At 71.2% G+C, this 20,349-nt stretch carries 23 protein-coding genes and 1 tRNA gene; 12 read left to right on the top strand and 12 right to left on the bottom strand.

The annotated features are described in order from the left end of the window. Positions 1 to 155 precede the first annotated feature (155 nt). The gene (ubiA, locus tag N177_RS17970; RefSeq protein ID WP_023433832.1) at positions 156 to 1,112 is read left to right on the top strand and encodes a 4-hydroxybenzoate octaprenyltransferase; all 957 of its coding nucleotides are present in this window, start codon (positions 156 to 158) and stop codon (positions 1,110 to 1,112) included. A gap of 5 nt (positions 1,113 to 1,117) precedes the next feature. On the opposite strand, the gene N177_RS22410 is transcribed toward ubiA, so the two are convergent. Together N177_RS22410 and znuA are read right to left on the bottom strand one after the other, a co-directional pair. Then, positions 1,118 to 1,405, bottom strand: a complete 288-nt coding sequence (locus N177_RS22410; protein WP_023433831.1) for an EAL domain-containing protein — start codon at positions 1,403 to 1,405, stop codon at positions 1,118 to 1,120. 102 nt (positions 1,406 to 1,507) lie between these two features. Further along, a complete protein-coding gene (gene znuA / locus N177_RS17960) occupies positions 1,508 to 2,527 on the bottom strand; it encodes a zinc ABC transporter substrate-binding protein ZnuA (protein WP_023433830.1) in 1,020 nt (339 codons plus the stop codon). Positions 2,528 to 2,602: 75 nt separating this feature from the next. On the opposite strand from znuA, the gene znuC reads away from it, so the two are divergent. Continuing rightward, the gene (gene znuC, locus N177_RS17955; RefSeq protein ID WP_023433829.1) at positions 2,603 to 3,388 is read left to right on the top strand and encodes a zinc ABC transporter ATP-binding protein ZnuC; all 786 of its coding nucleotides are present in this window, start codon (positions 2,603 to 2,605) and stop codon (positions 3,386 to 3,388) included. A 5-nt stretch (positions 3,389 to 3,393) separates the two neighbouring features. Beyond that, a complete protein-coding gene (locus tag N177_RS17950; protein WP_040486151.1) occupies positions 3,394 to 4,191 on the top strand; it encodes a metal ABC transporter permease in 798 nt (265 codons plus the stop codon). A 78-nt stretch (positions 4,192 to 4,269) separates the two neighbouring features. Here N177_RS17950 and N177_RS17945 read toward each other — a convergent pair whose 3' ends face one another. From N177_RS17945 to hemC, 7 genes are all read right to left on the bottom strand, one after another. After that, complete coding sequence (locus tag N177_RS17945; RefSeq protein ID WP_023433827.1) at positions 4,270 to 4,656, bottom strand: DUF4112 domain-containing protein; 387 nt, start codon at positions 4,654 to 4,656, stop codon at positions 4,270 to 4,272. 4 nt (positions 4,657 to 4,660) lie between these two features. Further along, entirely contained in the window at positions 4,661 to 4,819 is a 159-nt protein-coding gene (locus N177_RS17940) for a YqaE/Pmp3 family membrane protein (protein WP_040486200.1), read from the bottom strand. A gap of 194 nt (positions 4,820 to 5,013) precedes the next feature. After that, positions 5,014 to 5,089 (bottom strand) — tRNA-Thr (locus tag N177_RS17935). 399 nt (positions 5,090 to 5,488) lie between these two features. Next, positions 5,489 to 7,111, bottom strand: a complete 1,623-nt coding sequence (locus N177_RS17925) for a heme biosynthesis protein HemY (protein ID WP_023433824.1) — start codon at positions 7,109 to 7,111, stop codon at positions 5,489 to 5,491. A gap of 10 nt (positions 7,112 to 7,121) precedes the next feature. Continuing rightward, positions 7,122 to 8,966, bottom strand: coding sequence for a COG4223 family protein (locus N177_RS17920; RefSeq protein WP_023433823.1), 1,845 nt, complete (start codon positions 8,964 to 8,966; stop codon positions 7,122 to 7,124). A gap of 91 nt (positions 8,967 to 9,057) precedes the next feature. Beyond that, positions 9,058 to 9,792: a uroporphyrinogen-III synthase gene (locus N177_RS17915; RefSeq protein WP_040486149.1), complete on the bottom strand. Its 735-nt coding sequence runs from the start codon at positions 9,790 to 9,792 to the stop codon at positions 9,058 to 9,060. Further along, positions 9,792 to 10,721, bottom strand: a complete 930-nt coding sequence (hemC, locus tag N177_RS17910) for a hydroxymethylbilane synthase (RefSeq protein WP_040486198.1) — start codon at positions 10,719 to 10,721, stop codon at positions 9,792 to 9,794. Before hemC ends, N177_RS17915 begins: the two co-directional genes overlap by 1 nt. Before the next feature lie 90 nt (positions 10,722 to 10,811). On the opposite strand from hemC, the gene tsaD reads away from it, so the two are divergent. The 5 genes from tsaD (at position 10,812) to N177_RS17885 (ending at position 14,767) form a co-directional block, all read left to right on the top strand. After that, positions 10,812 to 11,861, top strand: a complete 1,050-nt coding sequence (gene tsaD / locus N177_RS17905; protein WP_023433820.1) for a tRNA (adenosine(37)-N6)-threonylcarbamoyltransferase complex transferase subunit TsaD — start codon at positions 10,812 to 10,814, stop codon at positions 11,859 to 11,861. Next, on the top strand, positions 11,858 to 12,856 hold the full coding sequence (locus N177_RS17900; protein ID WP_023433819.1) for an NAD(P)H-dependent glycerol-3-phosphate dehydrogenase: 999 nt from the start codon (positions 11,858 to 11,860) through the stop codon (positions 12,854 to 12,856). Before tsaD ends, N177_RS17900 begins: the two co-directional genes overlap by 4 nt. 29 nt (positions 12,857 to 12,885) lie before the next feature. Beyond that, positions 12,886 to 13,302 (top strand): EVE domain-containing protein, encoded by a 417-nt coding sequence (locus N177_RS17895; RefSeq protein ID WP_023433818.1) that lies wholly within the window; start codon positions 12,886 to 12,888, stop codon positions 13,300 to 13,302. Positions 13,303 to 13,587: 285 nt separating this feature from the next. Then, positions 13,588 to 13,986: a type II toxin-antitoxin system death-on-curing family toxin gene (locus tag N177_RS17890; protein ID WP_244444309.1), complete on the top strand. Its 399-nt coding sequence runs from the start codon at positions 13,588 to 13,590 to the stop codon at positions 13,984 to 13,986. 70 nt (positions 13,987 to 14,056) lie between these two features. Continuing rightward, the gene (locus N177_RS17885) at positions 14,057 to 14,767 is read left to right on the top strand and encodes a class I SAM-dependent methyltransferase (RefSeq protein ID WP_023433815.1); all 711 of its coding nucleotides are present in this window, start codon (positions 14,057 to 14,059) and stop codon (positions 14,765 to 14,767) included. Here N177_RS17885 and N177_RS21735 read toward each other — a convergent pair. Continuing rightward, entirely contained in the window at positions 14,761 to 15,408 is a 648-nt protein-coding gene (locus N177_RS21735; RefSeq protein ID WP_023433814.1) for a helix-turn-helix domain-containing protein, read from the bottom strand. The two genes, N177_RS17885 and N177_RS21735, sit on opposite strands and share 7 nt — an antisense overlap. 316 nt (positions 15,409 to 15,724) lie before the next feature. Between N177_RS21735 and N177_RS17875 the strand changes: the two genes are divergently transcribed. Together N177_RS17875 and N177_RS21730 are read left to right on the top strand one after the other, a co-directional pair. Beyond that, entirely contained in the window at positions 15,725 to 15,955 is a 231-nt protein-coding gene (locus tag N177_RS17875; protein WP_023433813.1) for a hypothetical protein, read from the top strand. A gap of 10 nt (positions 15,956 to 15,965) precedes the next feature. Further along, positions 15,966 to 16,142 carry a hypothetical protein gene (locus tag N177_RS21730; RefSeq protein ID WP_023433812.1) on the top strand — a complete coding sequence of 59 codons (177 nt, stop codon included), beginning with the start codon at positions 15,966 to 15,968 and terminating at the stop codon, positions 16,140 to 16,142. Between the two features lie 91 nt (positions 16,143 to 16,233). On the opposite strand, the gene N177_RS17870 is transcribed toward N177_RS21730, so the two are convergent. Together N177_RS17870 and N177_RS17865 are read right to left on the bottom strand one after the other, a co-directional pair. Further along, the gene (locus tag N177_RS17870; protein WP_023433811.1) at positions 16,234 to 16,647 is read right to left on the bottom strand and encodes a DUF7282 domain-containing protein; all 414 of its coding nucleotides are present in this window, start codon (positions 16,645 to 16,647) and stop codon (positions 16,234 to 16,236) included. Between the two features lie 38 nt (positions 16,648 to 16,685). After that, complete coding sequence (locus N177_RS17865; protein WP_023433810.1) at positions 16,686 to 17,645, bottom strand: diacylglycerol/lipid kinase family protein; 960 nt, start codon at positions 17,643 to 17,645, stop codon at positions 16,686 to 16,688. Between the two features lie 196 nt (positions 17,646 to 17,841). Here N177_RS17865 and N177_RS17860 point away from each other — a divergent pair, with 196 nt between their 5' ends. Both N177_RS17860 and acs read left to right on the top strand, forming a co-directional pair. Beyond that, complete coding sequence (locus tag N177_RS17860) at positions 17,842 to 18,240, top strand: DUF1761 domain-containing protein (protein WP_023433809.1); 399 nt, start codon at positions 17,842 to 17,844, stop codon at positions 18,238 to 18,240. A 119-nt stretch (positions 18,241 to 18,359) separates the two neighbouring features. Then, positions 18,360 to 20,309, top strand: a complete 1,950-nt coding sequence (gene acs, locus N177_RS17855; protein WP_023433808.1) for an acetate--CoA ligase — start codon at positions 18,360 to 18,362, stop codon at positions 20,307 to 20,309. The last annotated feature ends 40 nt before the right edge of the window (positions 20,310 to 20,349 follow it).

The raw sequence follows: 20,349 nt of genomic DNA, 5'->3' as shown, positions 1-20,349 counted from the left end.
CATACAATGCACGAGGCGCGGCCCGGTTCTATCGTTCCGTTGGCGTTACGACAGGACGGATCAACCGGCTCCTCCCGGCAACGGTTCCGCTTGACCCGCCCCTCTCCCACGCCATAACCCGGTTCGACGACAGGACGATGGGCAGGGAGACCGCGATGACGAGCGACGGAGGCACCACCGGCCTCGGCGAGCCCGGCCCGACGGTGGCCGACGCCGTGAAGGGCAACTGGGTCGACCGCCGCGCTCCCGACGGCCTCAAGCCGTATCTGAGGCTCGCCCGCCTCGACCGGCCGATCGGCTGGTGGCTCCTGATGTGGCCCTGCTGGTGGTCGACCGCGCTCGTGGCGGTGGCGGCCGGCCTGCCCTACCCCGATCCCTGGCACCTCTTCCTGTTCTTCGTCGGGGCGGTCGCGATGCGGGGAGCGGGCTCCACCTGGAACGACATCGTCGACAGGAAGGTCGACGCACAGGTCGCGCGCACCCGGCACCGCCCCGTCGCGTCCGGCCAGGTGAGCGTGAAGCAGGCGCTGGCCTTCGCGGTGTTCCAGAGCCTCGTCGGGCTCGCCGTCGTGCTGCAGTTCAACCTCTTCACGATCCTCCTCTCCTTCGCGTCGCTCCTGATCGTCGCGATCTATCCCTTCATGAAGCGCTTCATCGCCCTGCCGCAGACGGTCTTCGCGCTGACCTTCGCCTGGGGCGCCCTCGTCGGATGGTCGGCGACGACAGGCTCGCTCGCCGCCGCGCCCATCGTTCTCTACATCGGCGTCTGGTTCTGGGGCCTCGGCTACGACACGATCTACGGCCACCAGGACAAGGCCGACGACGCGATCATCGGCATCAAGTCCTCATCGCTCTTCTTCGCCGACAAGACGAAGCCGGCGCTCGTCGGGATCTTCGGGGCGACCGTCATCTGCGCCGGGCTCTCGGCATGGCTGGCGGGCGGCGGCGCCATGTCCTTCCTCGGTGTCGCCGCCTTCGCGGCACACCTCGCCTGGCAGGTCTGGAGGCTCGACGCGAACGCGCCGGATGTCTGCCTGATGCTCTTCAGGTCGAACCGCTACGCCGGCGCGCTGCTGTTCGCCGGGTTCGCGCTCGACGCGATGCTCGGCTGACTTGCTCAGGCCGCCCGCTGGCGGCCGTTCAGCAGGAAAGCCCGTGCCGCCTCGGCGGCCATCGGCCTCGCGAAGAGATACCCCTGCACCTCGCTGCAGCCGGCCTCGCGCACGGCGGCAAGCTCCTCCTCCGTCTCCACGCCCTCGGCGGTCGTCGCGTGGCGCACCGTCTCCCGGCGGGTCCGCTCATGGTTCTCGAGGCTCGTCAGCCCGACCACGACGGCGAAGCACAGGCCGTTCGCGACCGCCCCTCGCCCGACAGCCAGGCCGATATCCGCGCATCGTTTCAGCATCGCTCCCCCGGCCCCGCGAAGCGTCACTAATCGTGGGCCGGGGGTGTATGTTCCGCTAACGGAATGAGAGCGTCGCGGCGTCCGCGCCGGCGGACAAGGATTTCAGCCCTCTTCGGAGAGGCAGTCGACCAGTTGCTGCGCGACGTTCCGGAGAAGCCCGGCGTAGAGATCCGCGCCCGGCTCGAGATCGGCGCCGACCGGGTCGAGCACGCCCGACCGCGCCGGCGTGCCCTCCATCACTACCTGGACGACGCTGGGCTCGAACTGCGGCTCGGCGAAGACACACACGGCGCTGGTCTCGGTGATCCTCGCCTGGATCTCCCGCAGCCGCGCCGCGCCGGGCGCCCGCTCCGGCGACACCGTGACGATCCCGGCGATGTTCAGCCCGTAATGCCGCTGGAAGTACTGGAAGGCGTCGTGGAAGACGACGAAGGGCCGGTCCTTCACCGGCTCGAGCGTCTCGGCGATCTCCCGGTCGAGCTCGCGAAGGCGCGCCTTCGCTGCTTCCGCATTCTCGCGGTAGCGGCCGGCATTCTCCGGGTCGACGCTGCTTAGGGCGCCGGAGATGGCGTCCAGCATGGCCACGCCGTTCTGCGGATCGAGCCAGACATGGGCGTCGGGCTCGCCCGCGGCGTGGGTATGGCCGCGCCCGTCGTCACGGTGGGCGTGACCATCATCATGGGCGTCGTCGTGGTCCGCGTGCGGGCCCTCCGCATGGTCGTGATCGTGGTCATGGCCGTGATCGTGGGCCTCCGCGCCGCCGTCGCCCACCTCGCCGCTGTCGCGATAGGTGTGGATCACGACCCCCGGCGCATCGATCAGGCTCACGGACTCCGCCTCGCTGCCCAGCGTCTTCAGGGGATGCTGCAGGAAGGCCTCGAGATCCTCGTCCACCCAGAATACGACATCGGCCTCCGACAGGGCCGTGGCGTCGGAGGGACGCATCGAATAGGTGTGGGGGCTCGCGGCTCCCTTCACGAGGAGGGTCGGCTCGCCGATGCCCTCCATGACGGCGGTGACGAGGGAATGCACGGGGGCGACGGAAGCGACCACCGACGGCGCGGCCGCGGCAGGAGCGAACAGGAGGGGACTGGCGACGATGGCAGCGCAGACAGCTCTCATGAGTTCTCGTCCGGTTGTGGTCTCCGCGACGGTGTGTAACGTTATAACGTAACCTCAGCAAGTCGGATATTCCCCGTGCTCCCCACGAACCAGACCCAGCCGGCGCGCGCCGCCGGCCCTCTCGTGCGCGCCAGCGGCCTCGGTGTCGAACGCGGCGGCCGCTTCATCGTCCGCGACATCGATCTCACGGTGAGCGAGGGCGAGGTGGTCACGCTCCTCGGCCCGAACGGGGGCGGCAAGACGACGACGCTGCGGGCGATCCTTCAGATCGTGAAGCCGACACTCGGCACCGTCGAGCGGCGTCCCGGCCTTCGCGTGGGATACGTGCCGCAGCGCCTCGCGATCGACTGGACGCTGCCCCTCTCCGTGAAGCGGCTGATGACGCTGACGGGATCGCAGCCGCGGGAGCGGATCGAGGCGGCGCTCGCCGAGACGGGCGTCGCCCATCTCGTCGACCGGCCGGTGCAGGCCCTGTCCGGTGGCGAGTTCCAGCGGGTGCTCATCGCGCGCGCGATCCTCAACCGGCCGCAGCTCCTCGTCCTCGACGAGCCCGTCCAGGGGGTGGATTTCGCGGGGGAGATCGCGCTCTACGAGCTCATCGGCACGATCCGCGACAAGCTCGGCTGCGGGATACTGCTCGTCAGCCACGACCTGCACCTCGTGATGGCCCGTACGGACCGCGTGATCTGCATCAACACGCATGTCTGCTGCGCCGGGGCGCCGCGCGACGTCGCACGCGACCCCGCCTACACCGCCCTCTTCGGGCCCCGCGCCGCCGAGGTCGTCGCCGTCTACCGGCACGAGCACGACCACGTGCACGACGAGGCTCACGGCCCGCTGCACGATCACGGAGGCCATTGACGGGCATGCTCAACGATTTCTTCGTCCGCGCCATGCTCGGCGGCATCGGCGTCGCGCTCGCGGCGGGGCCGCTCGGGTGCTTCATCGTCTGGCGCCGGATGGCCTATTTCGGCGACACGATGGCCCATGCCGCGCTCCTGGGCGTGGTCCTCGGGATTCTCCTCCAGCTGCCCCTCTCGATCGGCATTCTCGGCGTGAGCATGGCCGGCGCCGTCATTCTCGTGCTTCTCGAGCGCCAGAGAACCATGCCGACCGACACGCTGCTCGGCATCCTCTCCCACTCCTCGCTCTCGCTCGGCCTCGTCGCGGTCGCCTTCATGAGCTGGGTGCGGCTCGACCTCATGGCTCTCCTCTTCGGAGACATCCTCGCCGTCGGCCGCGGCGACCTGCTCGTGATCTGGGGCGGCAGCCTCTTCGTGCTCGTCGTTCTGGCGGCGATCTGGCGCCCGCTGCTCGCCGGCACGGTGAACGCCGATCTCGCCCGCGCCGAGGGCGTTCCCGCCGGCGCCGCACGGCTCGCCTTCATGCTGCTGATCGCGATGGTCATAGCGATCGCGATGAAGATCGTCGGCGTGCTCCTCATCACGTCGCTGCTCATCATCCCGGCCGCGACGGCCCGCCGCTTCTCCGGCTCGCCCGAGGCCATGGCCGGCCTCGCGGCACTGGCGGGGGTGGCGGCGGTGGCTCTGGGGCTCTTCGGCTCGCTCGAGTTCGACACGCCCTCCGGCCCGTCGATCGTCGTCGCCGCGCTGACGATCTTCGTCGTGACGATGGCGCTTCCGAGCCGCGCGAGCGGACAATAGAGCCGCGCGAGCGGACAATAGAAAAGGCCGCCGGCCGAGCCGGCGGCCTCGATGACTGCTCTCGGGGAGCGAGGGCGCCTAGGCCCTTCGGCGCTCCAGGTGGCGCCGCATGAGCGCCATGTTGCGGCGGTTCGCCTTGAAGGCGAAATCGAAGACCGACCCGAGGATCGGGATCGAGCCGACGGTCGTGTCGAGGAGCACGTTGCCGCCCATCCGCGCGAGCACGTGGAACGGCAGGCCGAGCTCCCGGGCGCGCCAGACGAGATAGACCGAGACGAGGCCGGTCGACACGTCGCCCACGCCGGGGATGATCCCGGCGAGGCCGTCGACGCCGAAGCGCCAGTTCGTGCCGGGAACGCGCCAGCGGGAGTCGAGCAGATGCGCGAGCCACTCGAGTTCCTCGATCAGCGCGCTTTCGTCGGGCGGGGAACCGGCCCGCGTTCCCGTGGCGTGGGCGTAGGTCATGTCGTCACCTCTTCAGGATGATCCAGACGGCATGGATGATGCCGGGCACGTAGCCGAGGATCGTGAGGAGGATGTTCAGCCAGAAATGCAGGCCGAGCCCGACCTGCATGAAGACGCCGACCGGCGGGAGGATGATCGCCACCAGGATGCGGAGGACGTCCATCTTGTCGCCGCGGCGCGCGCCGATGTCGCCGTGAGTGCTCATGCTTCCGACTCCGTCTCTTCCATGTGCTGCCGCCATCCGCGGCATGGTGTTGCGGAGTCAACGCGCTGCGCCCGCGCCCGGTTTCGTCGCGGCGCTGTGGAGACGTGGTGGATCGGAGGGGAAAGACCCGCCAGAGCGGGTGGAGAGGAAAGTGGTGCCGCTTGCGTGACTCGAACACGCGACCCCATCATTACGAATGATGTGCTCTACCAACTGAGCTAAAGCGGCTTGCCGGCACCGGGCGTGCTGGTGTGCCCTCCCGGTTCCCTCGGCCTGGCCGGGACGCTGGGCCCCGACCGACGGAACAGGCGAAGCCTGCCGTCCGGCCGAGCCTTCTAGTAAAGGTCTCGGCCGATCTTTTCAAGCGGTCCGCTCGCCTTTTTCCCGTCCCTTACAGAACCGGCGCGCGATGCGGGGGCGCGTCGGGATCGTCCGCCCCGTCGGGGCCCGGATCGTCGGGCGGCCGCGGAAGGTCGGAGGAGGCCGCCTCGCCGCGCCGGGGCACGCCGCCTCGCCAGGAAGGTCCCGGCTGCGGCGCCGAGGCAGGCTTCGGGGCGGAGGCCGGCTTCGGGGCGGCCGTGGGAGACATCGGACCCGGCGCCGCGGGCTCCGCCGGCACAGGTTGCGTCACGGGCTTCGCGACGCCTCGCCCCGGCTCGGCCGTCGTCGGCTGGCCCGCCTCGCTGCCGGCGGCGGGAGCCGACGCGGCACCCGCTTCCAGCTTGGCGGCGGCGGCCGGCTCGGGGAACGGGTCTTCGCCTCCGCCCGTTCGCCCGCTTCCGCCGGCGGCGCGGCCACCGGCGCGGGCGCCGTCGTCGGCTCGGCCCCGTGCTCCTTCTCGGCCGGCGTCGTCGGCTCGTGGTCTATCGGATGCGGTTCGGCCGCCGGCACCACCGGCTCGTCGGCCGGCCGCTCGCTCTCGAGCGCCATCACGGCCCGGCGCTCCTCCTCGACCTCTCCGCTCGTCAGGAACTCGGGCGGCGTCGTCCACTCGAAGGTGTCGAGCTCGCCCGTGACGGGCGAGACCGGCTGCCACTCCTCGGACACGTAGCCGTCGGCGACCCAGGCGGCATCTCTGGGCGCATGCAGCGCCCGCGACAGCCACTCGCGGACGCGGCCCGCGTCGCCGCGCTCGCCCTCCTCGATCTCGGCCATCAGCATGCAGGTGCGCCGGGTCGGGCGCTCCCGCAGCAGCGGCTCCAGCGCCTCGCGGGCGGCCGGCCATTCCCGCGCCTCGATCGCGGCGACGGCGACGGCCATGCGGCTCTCCGCCTCGTGCGGCCGCTTGTCGGCCAGCGCGCGCACCCGCTTCAGGCGGTCCTGCGCCGAATCGCCCTGGCGGGCGTGCGCGTAGACCTCCGCGAGATCGGGATGCGGGTGCTCCTTCCACGTGCGCTCGACGATCTTCGCGGCCTGGCGCGAGCTGCCGGTCGCCGACAGGAGGCGGCCGGCGATCACCGCGGCCGGCACGAGGTCGGGCGCGAGCTTGTGCGCCTCCTGGGCCTGCGCGAGAGCGGCGTCGGGGTCCTTCTCCTCGGTCTCCTGCGCCTTCGCGGTCAGGAGAACCGCGCGCTGGCGGGCGGCGGCCTTCCGGTCAATCAGCCGCGCGTCGGCGTTCCGCTTGACGGTCGCCAGCGCCTCGTCCCAGTCGTGCTCGCGCGTCTGGTAGTCGAGCAGCGCGTTGCCGGCCCAGGGCAGGCTCGGCGCGCGGCGGGCGGCCTCCTCCGCATAGGTCCGGGCGGCCGCGTAGTCGCCGTCGCGCTGGGCCTCGATGTAGAGGCCGCGATAGCCGAGGAGCTCGGTGTCGGGCCGGGCGAGCATCGCCTCGAAGGCGGCCCGCGCCGCCGCGCGGTCGCCGGAGAGCTGCGCGGCCTGCGCGGCGAGCAGCACGGTCAGCGATTCGCGCGGCGCCAGCCGCCGCGCCTCGGCCGAATAGTGCTTCGTCAGCCGCACGTCGCCGGCCGCCGCCGCCACCATGCCGCGCGACAGGGCGTGGTAGCCCTTGTCGCGGCGGCGCGCGCGGAAGTAGCCGGACACCGCGGCCGGGCTGCGGAAGATCGCGGAGATCAGCCACCACAGGATCATCACCGCCGCGACCACGAGGAGCAGCAGGACGAACGCGACGAGCAGGCTCGTCTCGAACTGGTAGCCCGCCACCGTGAGCTGGAAAGCTCCCGGCAGGTCGGCGAGCCAGCTGGCCGCGATGGCCAGCGCCGCGACGACGAGAACGTAGAGGAATGCGCGGATCATCGGTGCTCTGTCAGTTCGTCGTTGCGGCGGGTTCGGCGGCCTCGGCGGCGGGCTGACCGCGCCCGGACGTGGCGGCCGTCAGCTGCTGCAGCTCGGCCTCGGCGCGGGCGCGGGCGGAGAGCATCGCGTCGAACTCGGGGGCGGCGTCACGCGCCGCCTCCTCGAGCGACCGCCACGCCTCGTGTGCGCCCTGCACGTCGCCGGCCTCGAGCGCACGCCCCACCCGGGCGAGCGTCGCCGAGCGGCCCTCGCCCTCGGCGCCCGGCGCCGGGCGCACGCGCACGAGCGAGCGCAGCCCCTGGAGCATCTCGCCGGCATAGCCGTCCGTGCGGTCCTCGCCGGCCAGGAGCACGCGCGTCGTCACCCGGTCGAACTCGGCGCGCAGGTCCGAAACCGTCGGGAGGCCCGCGTCGGCGTTCTCGGCGAGCGCCTGTGCCCCCGCGCCGCCCGGCGACAGCGCCCGCACCATGGCGAGCTCCGTCGCGTAGGGCTGCCCGCTCTCGGCCGCCCGGCGAAGGCCCGAGAGGGCGAGGATCTGCCGCGCGCTCGCGTCGGTGGCGGCGAGGTTGCCCTGCAGCTCCTCCATGCGCCCCTGCAGATCGCCGCTCACCGTGTCGATCGACTGCCGCAGCTCGCCGAGCGTGCCTTCGAGCTGCTGCACGCGCTGGTCGAGATCGGCGAGCTGCTGCCGCGTCTCCTCCGACGGAGCCGACGCCGCCTCGGCGTTCACCTGGACCTGACCGGCGAGCTCGCCGAGCCGGGACTCGACGGACTGGACCGCCTGCTCGACGGAGCCGACGGACTGGCGGAGCCCCGCGAGCGCGTCCTCGGACGGGCCCGCCTGCTCAGCAGGCGCCGCCGCCTCCTCGAGGGCCGCGATGCGCTCCTCGATCGGCGCGAGGTCGGCGCCGCCGCCCGGCTGCTGCTCGCCGAGTGCCGCAAGCTGCTGCTCGAGCTGGGAAACCCTCTCGCCCAGGTCGCCGCCCTCGGCCTGTTGCACGCCCTCGCCGAGCTGCGACAGCTGCGTCTCGAGCCCCTCGACCCGTTCCTGCAGGTCGGCCGGCGCCGCCTCGCTGCGGACGGTGTCGATCGTGCCCTCGAGCGCCTGCAGGCGCTCCGCGTTGCTCTCGACCTGCGCCTCGAGATCGCCCGGCCCCGCCGTCTGCACCGGTGGCAGAAGGCCGCCATAGAGGGCGCCGAGATAGAGGCCGAGGACGATGAGCGCCGCGACGAGCCCGCCGAGGAAGCCGCCGCCGCCTCCCCCGCGCGCCGGTGCGGCGGGCGGCGGCGTTGAGCCCGTGCCCGACGGCTTCGCGGAAGAGGACGTCGTGCCCGGGGACGGCGCGCCAGACGAAGGTGCGGCCGAGGCGGCCGTGCCCGACGCCTTCGAGGCGGACGACGCCGAGGATGTGGAGGCCGCAGCTCCCGTCCCCGCCGCCGCCGAGGTCGCCGCGGACGGCTTGCCGTCCTCGGATCTCGCCTTGAAGTCGGTGGTGAAGCCCTGGAGCGGATCGGCGGGCTTCGAAGCCGGCGTGGACGATGCGCCGCTGCCCGTCGCGGCGGCGCCGGAGGAGCCGGATTTCGGAACGGAGGTCGACGAGCTTGCGGAGGACGGAGAGCTCGCGGAGGGCGAGGTCGTGGCGGGGCCCGACGGGGTTGCCGGCGAGCTCGACGGGGCGGGCTTCGATGACGACGTTGCCGACGAGGACGCGCCGGTGCCCGAGGCGGAGGCCGTGCCGGAGGATGTCCCGGGCTTGGAGACGTCCTTGGCGGTGCCCTGGATCGTCGGAGGCTTGACGGCGCGACGGCGTCCTCCCGGAGCTGTCTTCTTCCTGTCGTCGTCGCCTGCTGCCATCTTCGAAATCCGTTGCCGTTCCAGTTCTTCGGGAAGTCGATCCCGCCGTTATACACGCATTTGCGCGCACGTCGCGACCCGGCAGGACACCTCAGCCGACACCGGGCCGAAGGGTCCGCAGCGCCTCGACGAGCGCATCCTCCGTGTTGCCGCGTGCCACGGCGATATGGGAATGGCCCGCCTGACGAAGCGGTTCCGCCACCGCCTCGGACATCGCCACGGCGGCCAGCGGGGCCAGCGCGTCCGACAGCCCCTCGCGCGCGGCGACCTCGAGCAGCAGCCGCGCGGATCGGGCGGAATAGAGGAGCACGGCATCGATCCGCCCCTGCCGGAGCGCCTCCGCCGCGTCGGCCGGCAGGCGCTCCACCGCGCGCGCCTCGTAGAGGACGAGCCGGTGCGTCCGAAAGCCGCGGCCCGCCAGCGCGGCCGCCACGTCGACGGCGACGTCGCGGCCGGCCGGATGCAGGATCGCGCCGCCCTCGGGCCGGCAGGCGGCTGCGACGGCCGCGACGAGCGCATGCCCCTCGCCGGTCGGAGACGCCTCCGCCACGTCGGTGAAGCCGGCCTCCCGCGCCGCCCGGGCCGTGCGCTCGCCGACGGGAAAGGCCCTCGCAGCGAGCAGGCGGGCGAGCTCGGGGCGGCGGCCGATCTCGGCGGCCGCGTTGGCGCTCGTCAGAACCACGGCCTGCACCTCCCCGCCGGGCAGGGAAGCGGGAACGGGAGCGATCTCCATCAGCGGCGCCACGAGCGGCTCGTGCCCCGCCGCCTCGAGCCGCTCCGCCGTGCGGCCCGCGTCGCCCTCCGGCCTCGTGACGAGCACCCTCATCAGTGCGAGCGCAGCTCCGCCAGGAACGCTTCGCCCGCCTCCGCGATGATCTCCTCGGCGGCATCCTGCCCCAGCGCCCCGGCCTCCCCGACCGCCCCCGAGCGCGACGTGGCGAATTCGGTGCGCCCGTCCGGGCTGATGACGAGGCCCGAGAAGGAGATGCGGTCGCCCTCCACGGTGGCGTGGCCCGCGATCGGCGTGCGGCAGGAGCCGTCGAGGACGGTCAGGAACGCGCGCTCGCACTGCAGCGCCGCGGCGCTGTCGGCATGGTCGATGGCGGCCACGAACGCCGCCATCGCGCCGCCGGCGCGCGTCTCGATGGCGATGATTCCCTGCCCTAGCGCCGGCAGGAAGCCCGCCGGATCGAACACCGACGTCGCCACCTCGGGCATGCCGAGGCGATTGAGGCCCGCCGCGGCCAGAAGCGTCGCCTGCACCTCGCCCCGCCTCAGCTTCTCGAGCCGCGTCTGGACGTTGCCGCGGAAGGTGACGACCTCGAGGTCCGGCCGCGCCCGCCGCACGAGCGCCTGCCGGCGCAGCGAGGCGGTGCCCACGACGGAGCCTCGCGGCAGGCCCGCGAGGTCGCTCGCCACATGGCTGATGAAGGCGTCGCGCGGATCCTCGCGCGGCAGGACGGCCGACAGCGTCATGCCGTCCGGCAGCCAGGTCGGCACGTCCTTCGCGGAATGAACGGCGAGATCGGCCCGGTCGTCCGCGAGAGCCTCCTCGATCTCCTTCGTGAACAGCCCCTTGCCGCCCGCCTCCGAGAGCGGACGGTCCGTGATGCGGTCGCCGGTCGTGCGGATGACGACGATCTCGAAGGCCTCCTGTCCGAGATTGTGCGCGGCGGCGAGCCGGTCGCGCACTTCGTGGGCCTGTGCGAGGGCGAGAGGGCTGCCGCGCGTGGCGATGCGGACGGGGAAGTCGATCAACTGCTTGGCCTCGTCGGATGACAGAACGGGATCGGCGCGACTATAGAGACGCGGACGCGCCGATAAAGACCGCGGATGACGCATATCATGCTGGTGCTGGGTATCGAGACGAGCTGTGACGAGACGGCGGCCGCCGTGGTGCGCCGCGAGGCGGACGGGCGTGCGTCGATCCTGTCGAACGTCGTGCGGAGCCAGCTCGACGAGCACCGCGCCTATGGCGGCGTCGTGCCGGAGATCGCGGCGCGCGCCCATGTGGACCTGCTCGACCACCTCGTCGACCAGGCGCTGCGCGAGGCGGGCGTGCGGCTCGCCGAGGTCGACGCGGTCGCGGCAACGGCAGGGCCCGGGCTGATCGGCGGCCTCCTGGTGGGCGTCATGACGGGCAAGGCCCTCGCCTTCGCCGCCGGCAAGCCGTTCCTCGCCATCAACCATCTCGAGGGACACGCGCTCACGCCGCGCCTGACGGACGGGATCGGCTTTCCCTACCTCCTGCTCCTCGTCACGGGCGGGCACACGCAGCTCGTCGCCGTCCACGGGCTCGGCCGCTACGAGCGCCTCGGCACCACCGTCGACGACGCGGTGGGCGAGGCCTTCGACAAGGTGGCGAAGCTCCTCGGCCTCGGCTATCCCGGTGGCCCGGCTCTCGAGCGCGCGGCGACGCAGGGCGATCCCCACCGCTTCGCCCTGCCGCGCCCGATGTCCGGCCGCCCGAACTGCGACTTCTCCTTCTCTGGCCTCAAGACGGCGGTGCGCATCGAGGCGGAGCGTCTCGTTCCCCTGTCGGAGCAGGACGTCGCGGATCTCTGCGCCGGCTTCCAGGCCGCCGTCGTCGACGTGATACGCGACCGCACGCGGCGGGCGCTCGAGCTCTTCGCCGGCGCGATCGATCCGAACGTTCCGCTGCGTCTCGTCGTGGCGGGGGGCGTCGCGGCGAACGGCTCGATCCGCGCCGCGCTGGAGGAGCTCGCCTTCGAGACGGGCGCGGCGCTCGTGGCGCCGCCGCTGAGGCTCTGCGGCGACAACGCCGCCATGATCGCCTTCGCGGGCGCCGAGCGCCTCGCCGCCGGCGAGACCGGCGGCATGGAGACGAAGGCCCGGGCCCGCTGGCCGCTCTCCGACATGGGCGCCGCGGCATGAGCGGGTTCCGGCGCGTCCTCGTTCTCGGTGCCGGCGCGTGGGGCACCGCGCTCGCCATGTCCGCGCTTCGCGCCGGATGCGAGGTCACGCTGTGGGCGCGCGACGCCACGACACTGCGCGACATCGAGCTCTACGGCGAGAACCGGAAGCGGCTCCCGGGGATCCCCCTCGGACCCGGTCTCGCGCTGACACCCGATCTCGCGCAGGTCCGGACCGCCGACCTCGTGATTCTCGCCGTGCCGGCCCAGACGGTCCGGCAGGTGTCGGGCGAGCTCTGCCCGCATCTCGTCGCGGACACGCCCGTGGTCGTCGCGGCCAAGGGCTTCGAGCGCGACAGCGGCGCGTTGATGAGCGCCGTTCTGGCGGAGGCGCTGCCGGCCGCGACCCCTGCCGTCCTGTCGGGGCCGAGCTTCGCCGCCGACGTCGCCGCCGGCCTGCCGACGGCCGTCACGCTCGCCGCCGCGGATGCCGGCCTTGCCAAGGCCCTCGTCGCGTCCCTCGGACATCAGGCCTTCCGCCCCTACTCCTCGACGGATCTCGTCGGCGTGCAGGCCGGCGGCGCCGTGAAGAACGTGCTCGCCATCGCCTGCGGCGCCGCGAAGGGCCGCGGCCTCGGAGCGAGCGCCTCGGCGGCGCTCATCTCGCGAAGCCTCGCGGAGCTGCGCCGCCTCGGCCAGGCGATGGGCGGGCGGCCCGAGACGATGATGGGGCTCTCCGGCCTCGGCGACCTCGTGCTGACGGCGACGAGCGAGCAGTCGCGCAACATGTCGTTCGGCCTCGCCCTGGGCCGCGGCGGCACGCTCGACGCGGCGCTCGCGGGCCAGACGGCGGTGACGGAGGGGGTCTTCACCGCCCCCGCCGTCGTCGGCCTCGCCCGGCGCCTGAACGTCGAGATGCCGGTGTGCGACGCGGTGGCGCGGGTGCTCGCGGGAGAGCTCGACGTCGCACGGGCGGTCGAAGCCCTGCTGGCGCGCCCGTTCCGCGACGAGGAATGAGTTCAACTCAAGCTGGAGAGCGAAACGCGATGGCCTACTGGCTGTTCAAGTCCGAGCCGGACGTCTTTTCCTGGGAGGACCTTCGGAAGAAGGGCAAGTCCGGCGAGGAGTGGGACGGCGTGCGCAACTATCAGGCGCGCAACAACATGCGCGCGATGAAGGTCGGCGATCTCGGCTTCTTCTATCACTCGAACGAAGGCAAGGAGATCGTCGGCATCTGCGAGGTCTGCGCCGAGGCCCATCCCGATTCGACCGACGGGACCGGCAAGTGGGAATGCGTCGACATCCGTGCCGTAGAGCCCATGCCGCGCCCGGTGACGCTCGCCGAGGTGAAGGACACGCCGGAGCTGAAGGAGATGTCGCTCGTCACCTCGATGCGTCTCTCCGTCCAGCCGGTCCGCGAGGAGGAGTGGAAGCTCATCCGGAAGATGGGCGGGATGGGCTGAAGGCGAGCGAGGCTCGGTGCCCGGTGCGGGCGTGGGGCCTGGCCTCGGGTGCGGCTTGCACGCGCGTGTCGGTGGACACACATCAGGTCGACAGACGATAATGGATACCGCGCGATCGTGCGCGAGCGGGAGGACCGTGATGGCTGAGCCAGCGAAGCCGGCGAGTGACGAGGCACACCAGCCGCCCGCAGCGCCGCGTCCCGAAAAGGCGGTGAGATCCACGGCCTCGGACGCTGCTGCCCGGACGCTGCGCAATTTCCCCAGGACGATGGACCAGCTCTCGAAGTGACAGACGACTTGGAGCCGGATTGGATAGAGCCCGGCTTCGTCGTGGAGCTCAATCTGGCGATCGTCTCGGCGACGGGGGAGACGCACCTCGTAAGGGATGCCGGACTTCTCGAGAGCGCGGTGATGCGCCCTCGCCAGCACTGGGCCTATGGCCAGACCGATCTTTTCACCCTCGCTGCCGCGCTGCTCCAGGGGATCTGTCAAAGTCACGCCTTCGAGCAGGGCAACAAGCGCACGGCCTTCGCCGCGATGGACGAATTCCTGGCTCGGAACGGCTGGCACCTGGAACCGAGCTTCGATTCCGAGGCACTGGGTCTCGATATCGAAGCCTTCATCGTCGAGCACCGGGCACCGCAGGACATCCGCGACTGGGTCCGTCGGCTCTGCTTGACCTGACGACGCGCGGCGGCGTGCCGCCACGTCCCCATCGGCTGGGCTCCGCCAGGGCGCCCGAGGAACACACGGATTGACGGAAAGGTCCCTCACCGCCCGCAGCCTCGAAGCGCGGCGCGCCTTCGTCGAGGCGAACACGCTCGTCCTGCCGGTGCCGCACTGCCCGGAGATCCGCCTGCACGTGGCGGACGAGGCGCTGCCCCTTTGGGAGAAGACCGAGGAGGAGCTCGGCGAGGCAGGGCTGCCGCCGCCCTTCTGGGCCTTCGCCTGGGCGGGCGGCCAGGCGCTGGCGCGCTACATCCTCGACAACCCGGAAACTGTCTCCGGCCGACGCGTGCTCGACCTCGGCGCAGGCAGCGGGCTCGTGGCCATCGCCGCGATGAAGGCGGGCGCGGCCTCCGCCCTCGCCGCCGACACCGACCCGTGGGCCGAGGCGGCAGTCGCGCTCAATGCCTCTCTGAACGGCGTGGCGGTGACGTCGAGCACGCAGGACATGCTCGACGGCGGTACGGAGGGCTTCGACCTCGTCGCCGTCGGCGACCTCTTCTACGAGAGGCCGCTCGCGGCCCGGGTCCTCGCCTTTCTCGACCGGGCGATGGAGGCCGGCGCTGGGGTCCTCGTCGGCGACCCCGACCGAACCTACCTGCCGCGCGAGCGGCTGCGGCATCTCGCGCTCTACGAGGTCCCGACGCCCCGGGCGCTGGAGGACATGGAGATCAAGAAGACGTCGGTCTGGGCCCTCGAGCCGAAGCCCGTGGCACCGCTCGCCCCGCGGCCTCAGTAGAAGCCGGCGAGCTCCTCGAGCGCCTCGCGGTCGGTCAGCCGCACGCGGTCCTGCCGGTCGAGCACGATGGCGCCCCTGCGCCGGAGCTCGCTGAACGAGCGCGACACCGTCTCGATCGTCAGGCCGAGATAGTCGGCGATCTCCTGCCGGGTCAGCGCCAGCTCGATCACCTCCTCTGCCGGCAGCCCGACGAGGAACGTCGCCAGCCGCTCGAGGGCCGACTTGCGGCCGAGGAGCACGGTGTGCTCGTGGATCAGCCGCACGCGCCGGCGCAGATGCGCCATCAGGCGCAGCTGGAGCTCCGCGGACTCCTCCGCCGAGCGGCGGTCGTGGGCGTGGATGCGCGCCGCCGTCACGGTCTCGGCGCCGCAGTCGGTCTCGTCGCCGATGCCGAAGCCGAAGAAGTCGCCGGGCCCCAGAAGCTCGACGACCTGGCGCCGGCCGTCCGGCAGGAGCTTGTAGAGCATCACCGCCCCCTCGACGATCTCCCAGACGGCGGTGGCGGCGTCGCCCTCCGCGAAGACCTCGGCGTGGGCCGCGAAGCTCTGGAGCCGCGGGCGCTTGGCCGTACCGGCGGCGACGGAAGCCGAGGTCGGCTGGAAGGTCGTCTCGTGACGCTGCGTGTCGGTCGCGATCTGCATCTTGTGGCTTCCTCGATCTGCCGCGGGTTTCGCGGTGGCGTGATCCAATGGGTACCGGACGCAGGAGCCCCGCGAAATTCGTCCGACTGCGTACGAAGTGCCACGTAGTTCGCGGCGATCATCTGCGGCGCTGCGTGGAAGTGCCGGGCACGACGGGCTTTTCTTCAGGCTCACGACCCGTCCTGGCGCCGGCCGCCGCGCCGATCGTTGTCGCTCTTCGACTTGCAGCCATATTCTTGCGCGCCAATGTGCCGCCGCCCGGTAGCCCGGAACGCATCTGCGGCCGCAGCTTTCACCCGCTGAAAAGGAACCCCCGATGCCCCCAGAAGCGTTGGCGAACATACTGCGCGAACTGCCGCTGCGCGTGGCGACGGCCGTGCCCGACGACCTCCTCGAAGCCTGGTTCGCGCCGGGCGCGGGCATGGATCCGTTGAGCGAGGAAGCGAAGGCGGCCGCCGCCGAGTTCGGCTGGCGGTTCGAGTGCGAGTTCAAGCACTACCCGGACCGCATGGAAGGCGTGTTCTGGAAATGGGTGCCGGCGATCTGAGGAGACGGACATGGACATGCAGGGCGAGCTTCGCGAGGCGATCGTGCAGGAGCTGCGGCGCCAGGCGGAGATCAGCGAGGGCCGGCTGACCGTGGAGGCGGGCGACGAGGACATTGTCGTGAATGGCCCGGTGAAGATCGACGACCTCGTCATGGTCATCGCCGGCTCCCTGGCCGGAGGGCCCTGAGCCCGGCGGGCTCGGCCAGGGCGGAAGAGGGCCCGTCCGGCCCCCTTCCCAGTCGGTTCTGCCTGTCGTCCAGGACAGGCAAAGCCCCCTCTTACTGGGTGGTGATGACCTGCATCACGAGCTCGTCGTCGACGCGCACCGGCCCGTCTTCCGTCGCGCCGAGCGTGTACTCGAAGACGCCCGTCGCGGTGCCGCCCTGCTCGGAGTGGACCATGAGCATCAGCATGTCGCCGCTCGCCACCTCTTCCTGGAGGATCGCTGCGACGTCCTGCGTCGTGCCCGCCCGGATGGGCGCGTAGCCGATGACGGGCCCCGGCTTCATCTCCGAATCCGTCCTGTGCACGACCAGCCAGCCGTTCTCCTCTGCCGTGACGGCGTCGGCGCTCACGATCCCGTTCGACACGTCCTGGTCGGAGGCCGAGACTGACGGCTGCATGTCCGACTGCGCCAGAGCGGTTGTGGCGAACCCGACCGTGGCCAGGAGTGCAATCATTGTGCGGGTCATGGTGGTCCTTCCGTTGATTGAGCGGCAATATTGCCCGCTCATGTCCCTACGCCGCCCCTCCCGCACCGGTTTTCCCCGCTCTCGTCGTTGTGATCGCGGCCGCTCGCCAACGCCCGCCGCCTCGGCACCATCACCGCGAGCGCCTTTGGCCGCACGCTGAAGCGCAGCGGCGGGGCCATCCGGACGAGGTCGCCGTCGACCGTCACGTGCAGGAGCCTGCGCCGCGAGTGGATCGTGATCTCGCGTATCGTCCGGTAGGACAGGATGTCGGCCTTCTTCCAGCGCCCGACGGCCATCCCGCCGACGATCCGCAGGAGGCCGGCCGGCGAGATCCTCTTGGCGAGGTACATCGTCAGGAGGCCGCGATCGAGGCGCGAGCGGGCGAAGACGCGGCCCCTGCCCTCGTCGTATTCGTTGTTGAGGACCGCGACGACCCGCACCCGCAGGCTCTGGCGCCCCTCGGCGGTCTCGGCCACGAGCGCGAGCCTCGGCGACGGGCGGAACAGGATCAGGAAGGCCGCGAGCAGCCCGACCCACGGCCGCGACCCGAGGCGCGCCTTCAGGCGCTTGCGCATCGACGACAGGCTCGACGTCGCCCCGATCATGCACTTCGACAGGAAGATCCGGCCGTTCACCTCGCCGAGGTCGATCTCCTGACGCTCGCTCTCCGAGAGGGCGAGGACCGCGGCGTCGCGCGAGAGCGGCACGCGGAGATCGCGCGCCAGGAGGTTCGCCGTGCCGAGGGGCCAGATCGCGAGCGCCTTGCCGCTGCCGGCCAGGAGCGAGGCCGCGAGGTTCAGCGTGCCGTCGCCGCCGCCGACGAGCACGATCTCGGCGGGGCCGTCCCGCGCGCTCTCGATGCGGCCCGCCAGTTCCCCCGCCGGAACCGGCACGACCTCGTGGCCCCGCTCGTTCAGCAGCCCGGCCGCACGCGCCTCGAGCGCGGCGGCGCCGGCGCCGTGGCCGGCGCCCTCGTTCACGATGATCGCGATGCGCATGGCGGGAGATCTCTGCGGGGGGTATGGGAAACGCGGAAAGGCGCCGGAGCGATCCGCCGCCATGGCGCCGGCATGGCCTCACCGTCGCGCATCGGGCGGGAAAGCGCGGGAAAATGCGTGGTCCAGCCAACTCGCCGTCCCACCGCACGCGTGATAGCGTCCGGACCTCGACATTCGAGGCGAAAAGGGAAAGAACATGGCCGCCGCCAACACATCCACCTTCGCGGTGCTGCTCGCCGCCGCCGTCGGCTTCCTCGCGAGCTTCCTCTGGTACAAGGCCTTCGGGACCCCCTGGCGCCTCGCCCTCGGGCGCGCCGAGCCGATGAAGACCACGCCGCAGACCTACGTGACGGCGGCCGTCGCCCTTCTCGTCATGGCCTACGTCCTGGCTAGCCTGATCGGCGAGGCCGGGAGGGTCACGATAGAATCGGGCGTCGTCATCGGCGCCATGGCCTGGCTCGGCTTCGTCGCGACCTCGATCGCGGTCAATGACAGCTTCGCCGGATCGCCCGTCACGGTGACGCTGATCGACGCCGGCCACTGGCTCGTCGTCCTGAGCCTGATGGGCGCGACGATCGGCCTACTGGGCGCCTGAGGGCCATGCCGGATCAGACAAAGGTCGGATGGCCGCTCGGTTGAAGCGACAAGCTCCCCTGGCGCATATTCGTTCCACATAAGCAGCAATGTCCGGAGAACCGGACGAAGGGAGGAAAGATGTCGGAGAACGTGTTTCCGGTCTCTGAGGAGTGGAAGAGGCGCGCCCATGTCGACGCGGCCAAGTACAAGGAGATGTACGAGCGGTCGGTCAGCGACCCCGACGGGTTCTGGGCCGAGCACGGCAGGCGCATCGACTGGATCAGGCCGTACACGAAGGTCAAGCACACCTCGTTCGACCCGCACAACGTGTCGATCAAGTGGTTCGAGGACGGCACCCTCAACGTCTCGGCGAACTGCATCGACCGCCATCTGGAGACGCGCGGCGACAAGGTCGCGATCATCTGGGAGGGCGACGACCCGAAGGACGACGCGAGGATCACCTACCGCGAGCTGCACGAGCAGGTGTGCCGCTTCGCGAACGTCCTGAAGGCCCGTGGCATCGGGAAAGGCGACCGCGTCACGATCTACCTGCCGATGATCCCGGAAGCCGCCTACGCGATGCTCGCCTGCGTGCGGATCGGCGCGATCCACTCCGTCGTCTTCGGCGGCTTCTCCCCCGACAGCCTCGCCGGCCGCATCCAGGACTGCGATTCGAACTGCGTCATCACGGCGGACGAGGGCGTGCGCGGGGGCCGCAAGATCCCGCTGAAGGCGAACACCGACGCCGCCTGCGACAAGTCGCCGAGCGCGAAGACGGTGATCGTCGTGAAGCGCACGGGCGGGGACGTCGCGTGGAACGCCGAGCGCGACGTCTGGCTGCACGAGGAGATGGAGAAGGTCTCCGCAGACTGCCCGCCCGAGGAGATGAACGCCGAGGATCCCCTCTTCATCCTCTACACCTCGGGCTCGACCGGCAAGCCGAAGGGCGTGATGCACACGTCGGGCGGCTACCTCGTCTACGCCTCGATGACCCACCAGTACGTCTTCGACTACCACGAGGACGACATCTACTGGTGCGCCGCCGATGTCGGCTGGGTCACCGGCCACAGCTACATCGTCTACGGCCCGCTCGCGAACGGCGCGACGACGCTGATGTACGAGGGCGTGCCGAACTGGCCCTCACCGTCGCGCATCTGGGAGGTGGTCGACAAGCACGAGGTCAACACCCTCTACACCGCGCCGACCGCGATCCGCGCGCTGATGGGCGCGGGCGAGGAGCACGTGAAGAAGACGAGCCGCAAGTCGCTGAGGCTGCTCGGCTCGGTCGGCGAGCCGATCAACCCGGAAGCCTGGCTCTGGTACTACCGGGTCGCGGGCGACAGCCGCTGCCCGATCATGGACACCTGGTGGCAGACCGAGACCGGCGGGATCATGATCACGCCGCTCGCCGGCGCCATTGACCAGAAGCCCGGCTCCGCGACCCTGCCCTTCTTCGGCATCCAGCCGGCGATCGTCGATGCGGAGGGCCACGAGCAGCAGGGCGCCTGCGAGGGCAACCTGATCATCACGGACTCCTGGCCGGGGCAGATGCGCACGGTCTACGGCGACCACGAGCGGTTCGTTCAGACCTACTTCTCGGCCTACAAGGGCAACTACTTCACCGGTGACGGCTGCCGGCGCGACGCCGACGGCTACTACTGGATCACCGGCCGCGTCGACGACGTCATCAACGTCTCCGGCCACCGCATGGGCACGGCCGAGGTCGAATCCGCCCTCGTCGCGCACCCGAAGGTCTCCGAGGCCGCCGTCGTCGGCTATCCGCACGACCTCAAGGGCCAGGGCATCTACGCCTACGTGACCCTCATGGGCGACGTCGAGCCGACGGAGGAGCTGAAGAAGGAGCTCGTCCAGTGGGTGAGGAAGGAGATCGGGCCGATCGCCTCGCCAGACCTCATCCAGTTCGCGCCGGGCCTGCCGAAGACGCGCTCGGGCAAGATCATGCGGCGCATCCTGCGCAAGATCGCCGAGGATTCCTTCGACAGTCTCGGCGACACCTCCACGCTCGCCGATCCGGGCGTCGTCGACGACCTCATCGGCAACCGCCAGAACCGCAAGGCCACCGCGTGAGCGCATGAAAAAAGGGCCGGCGGTAAAACCGCCGGCCCCT

Origin of the sequence: Lutibaculum baratangense AMV1 (genome assembly GCF_000496075.1) — a bacterium.
GTDB classification, from domain to species: Bacteria; Pseudomonadota; Alphaproteobacteria; order Rhizobiales; family Tepidamorphaceae; genus Lutibaculum; species Lutibaculum baratangense.
Note: the sequence above shows the minus strand (reverse complement) of the source record. Positions and strands in the feature narration are given on the sequence as shown.

Excerpts from the sequence above, each read along its gene's own strand:
- ubiA (WP_023433832.1), top strand. The coding sequence starts at position 156 with ATGACGAGCGACGGAGGCACCACCGGCCTCGGCGAGCCCGGCCCGACG.
- N177_RS22410 (WP_023433831.1), bottom strand. The coding sequence starts at position 1,405 with ATGCTGAAACGATGCGCGGATATCGGCCTGGCTGTCGGGCGAGGGGCG.
- znuA (WP_023433830.1), bottom strand. The coding sequence starts at position 2,527 with ATGAGAGCTGTCTGCGCTGCCATCGTCGCCAGTCCCCTCCTGTTCGCT.
- N177_RS17950 (WP_040486151.1), top strand. The coding sequence starts at position 3,394 with ATGCTCAACGATTTCTTCGTCCGCGCCATGCTCGGCGGCATCGGCGTC.
- N177_RS17945 (WP_023433827.1), bottom strand. The coding sequence starts at position 4,656 with ATGACCTACGCCCACGCCACGGGAACGCGGGCCGGTTCCCCGCCCGAC.
- N177_RS17940 (WP_040486200.1), bottom strand. The coding sequence starts at position 4,819 with ATGGACGTCCTCCGCATCCTGGTGGCGATCATCCTCCCGCCGGTCGGC.
- N177_RS17925 (WP_023433824.1), bottom strand. The coding sequence starts at position 7,111 with ATGATCCGCGCATTCCTCTACGTTCTCGTCGTCGCGGCGCTGGCCATC.
- N177_RS17920 (WP_023433823.1), bottom strand. The coding sequence starts at position 8,966 with ATGGCAGCAGGCGACGACGACAGGAAGAAGACAGCTCCGGGAGGACGC.
- N177_RS17915 (WP_040486149.1), bottom strand. The coding sequence starts at position 9,792 with ATGAGGGTGCTCGTCACGAGGCCGGAGGGCGACGCGGGCCGCACGGCG.
- tsaD (WP_023433820.1), top strand. The coding sequence starts at position 10,812 with ATGCTGGTGCTGGGTATCGAGACGAGCTGTGACGAGACGGCGGCCGCC.
- N177_RS17900 (WP_023433819.1), top strand. The coding sequence starts at position 11,858 with ATGAGCGGGTTCCGGCGCGTCCTCGTTCTCGGTGCCGGCGCGTGGGGC.
- N177_RS17895 (WP_023433818.1), top strand. The coding sequence starts at position 12,886 with ATGGCCTACTGGCTGTTCAAGTCCGAGCCGGACGTCTTTTCCTGGGAG.
- N177_RS21735 (WP_023433814.1), bottom strand. The coding sequence starts at position 15,408 with ATGCAGATCGCGACCGACACGCAGCGTCACGAGACGACCTTCCAGCCG.
- N177_RS17875 (WP_023433813.1), top strand. The coding sequence starts at position 15,725 with ATGCCCCCAGAAGCGTTGGCGAACATACTGCGCGAACTGCCGCTGCGC.
- N177_RS21730 (WP_023433812.1), top strand. The coding sequence starts at position 15,966 with ATGGACATGCAGGGCGAGCTTCGCGAGGCGATCGTGCAGGAGCTGCGG.
- N177_RS17870 (WP_023433811.1), bottom strand. The coding sequence starts at position 16,647 with ATGACCCGCACAATGATTGCACTCCTGGCCACGGTCGGGTTCGCCACA.
- N177_RS17865 (WP_023433810.1), bottom strand. The coding sequence starts at position 17,645 with ATGCGCATCGCGATCATCGTGAACGAGGGCGCCGGCCACGGCGCCGGC.
- N177_RS17860 (WP_023433809.1), top strand. The coding sequence starts at position 17,842 with ATGGCCGCCGCCAACACATCCACCTTCGCGGTGCTGCTCGCCGCCGCC.
- acs (WP_023433808.1), top strand. The coding sequence starts at position 18,360 with ATGTCGGAGAACGTGTTTCCGGTCTCTGAGGAGTGGAAGAGGCGCGCC.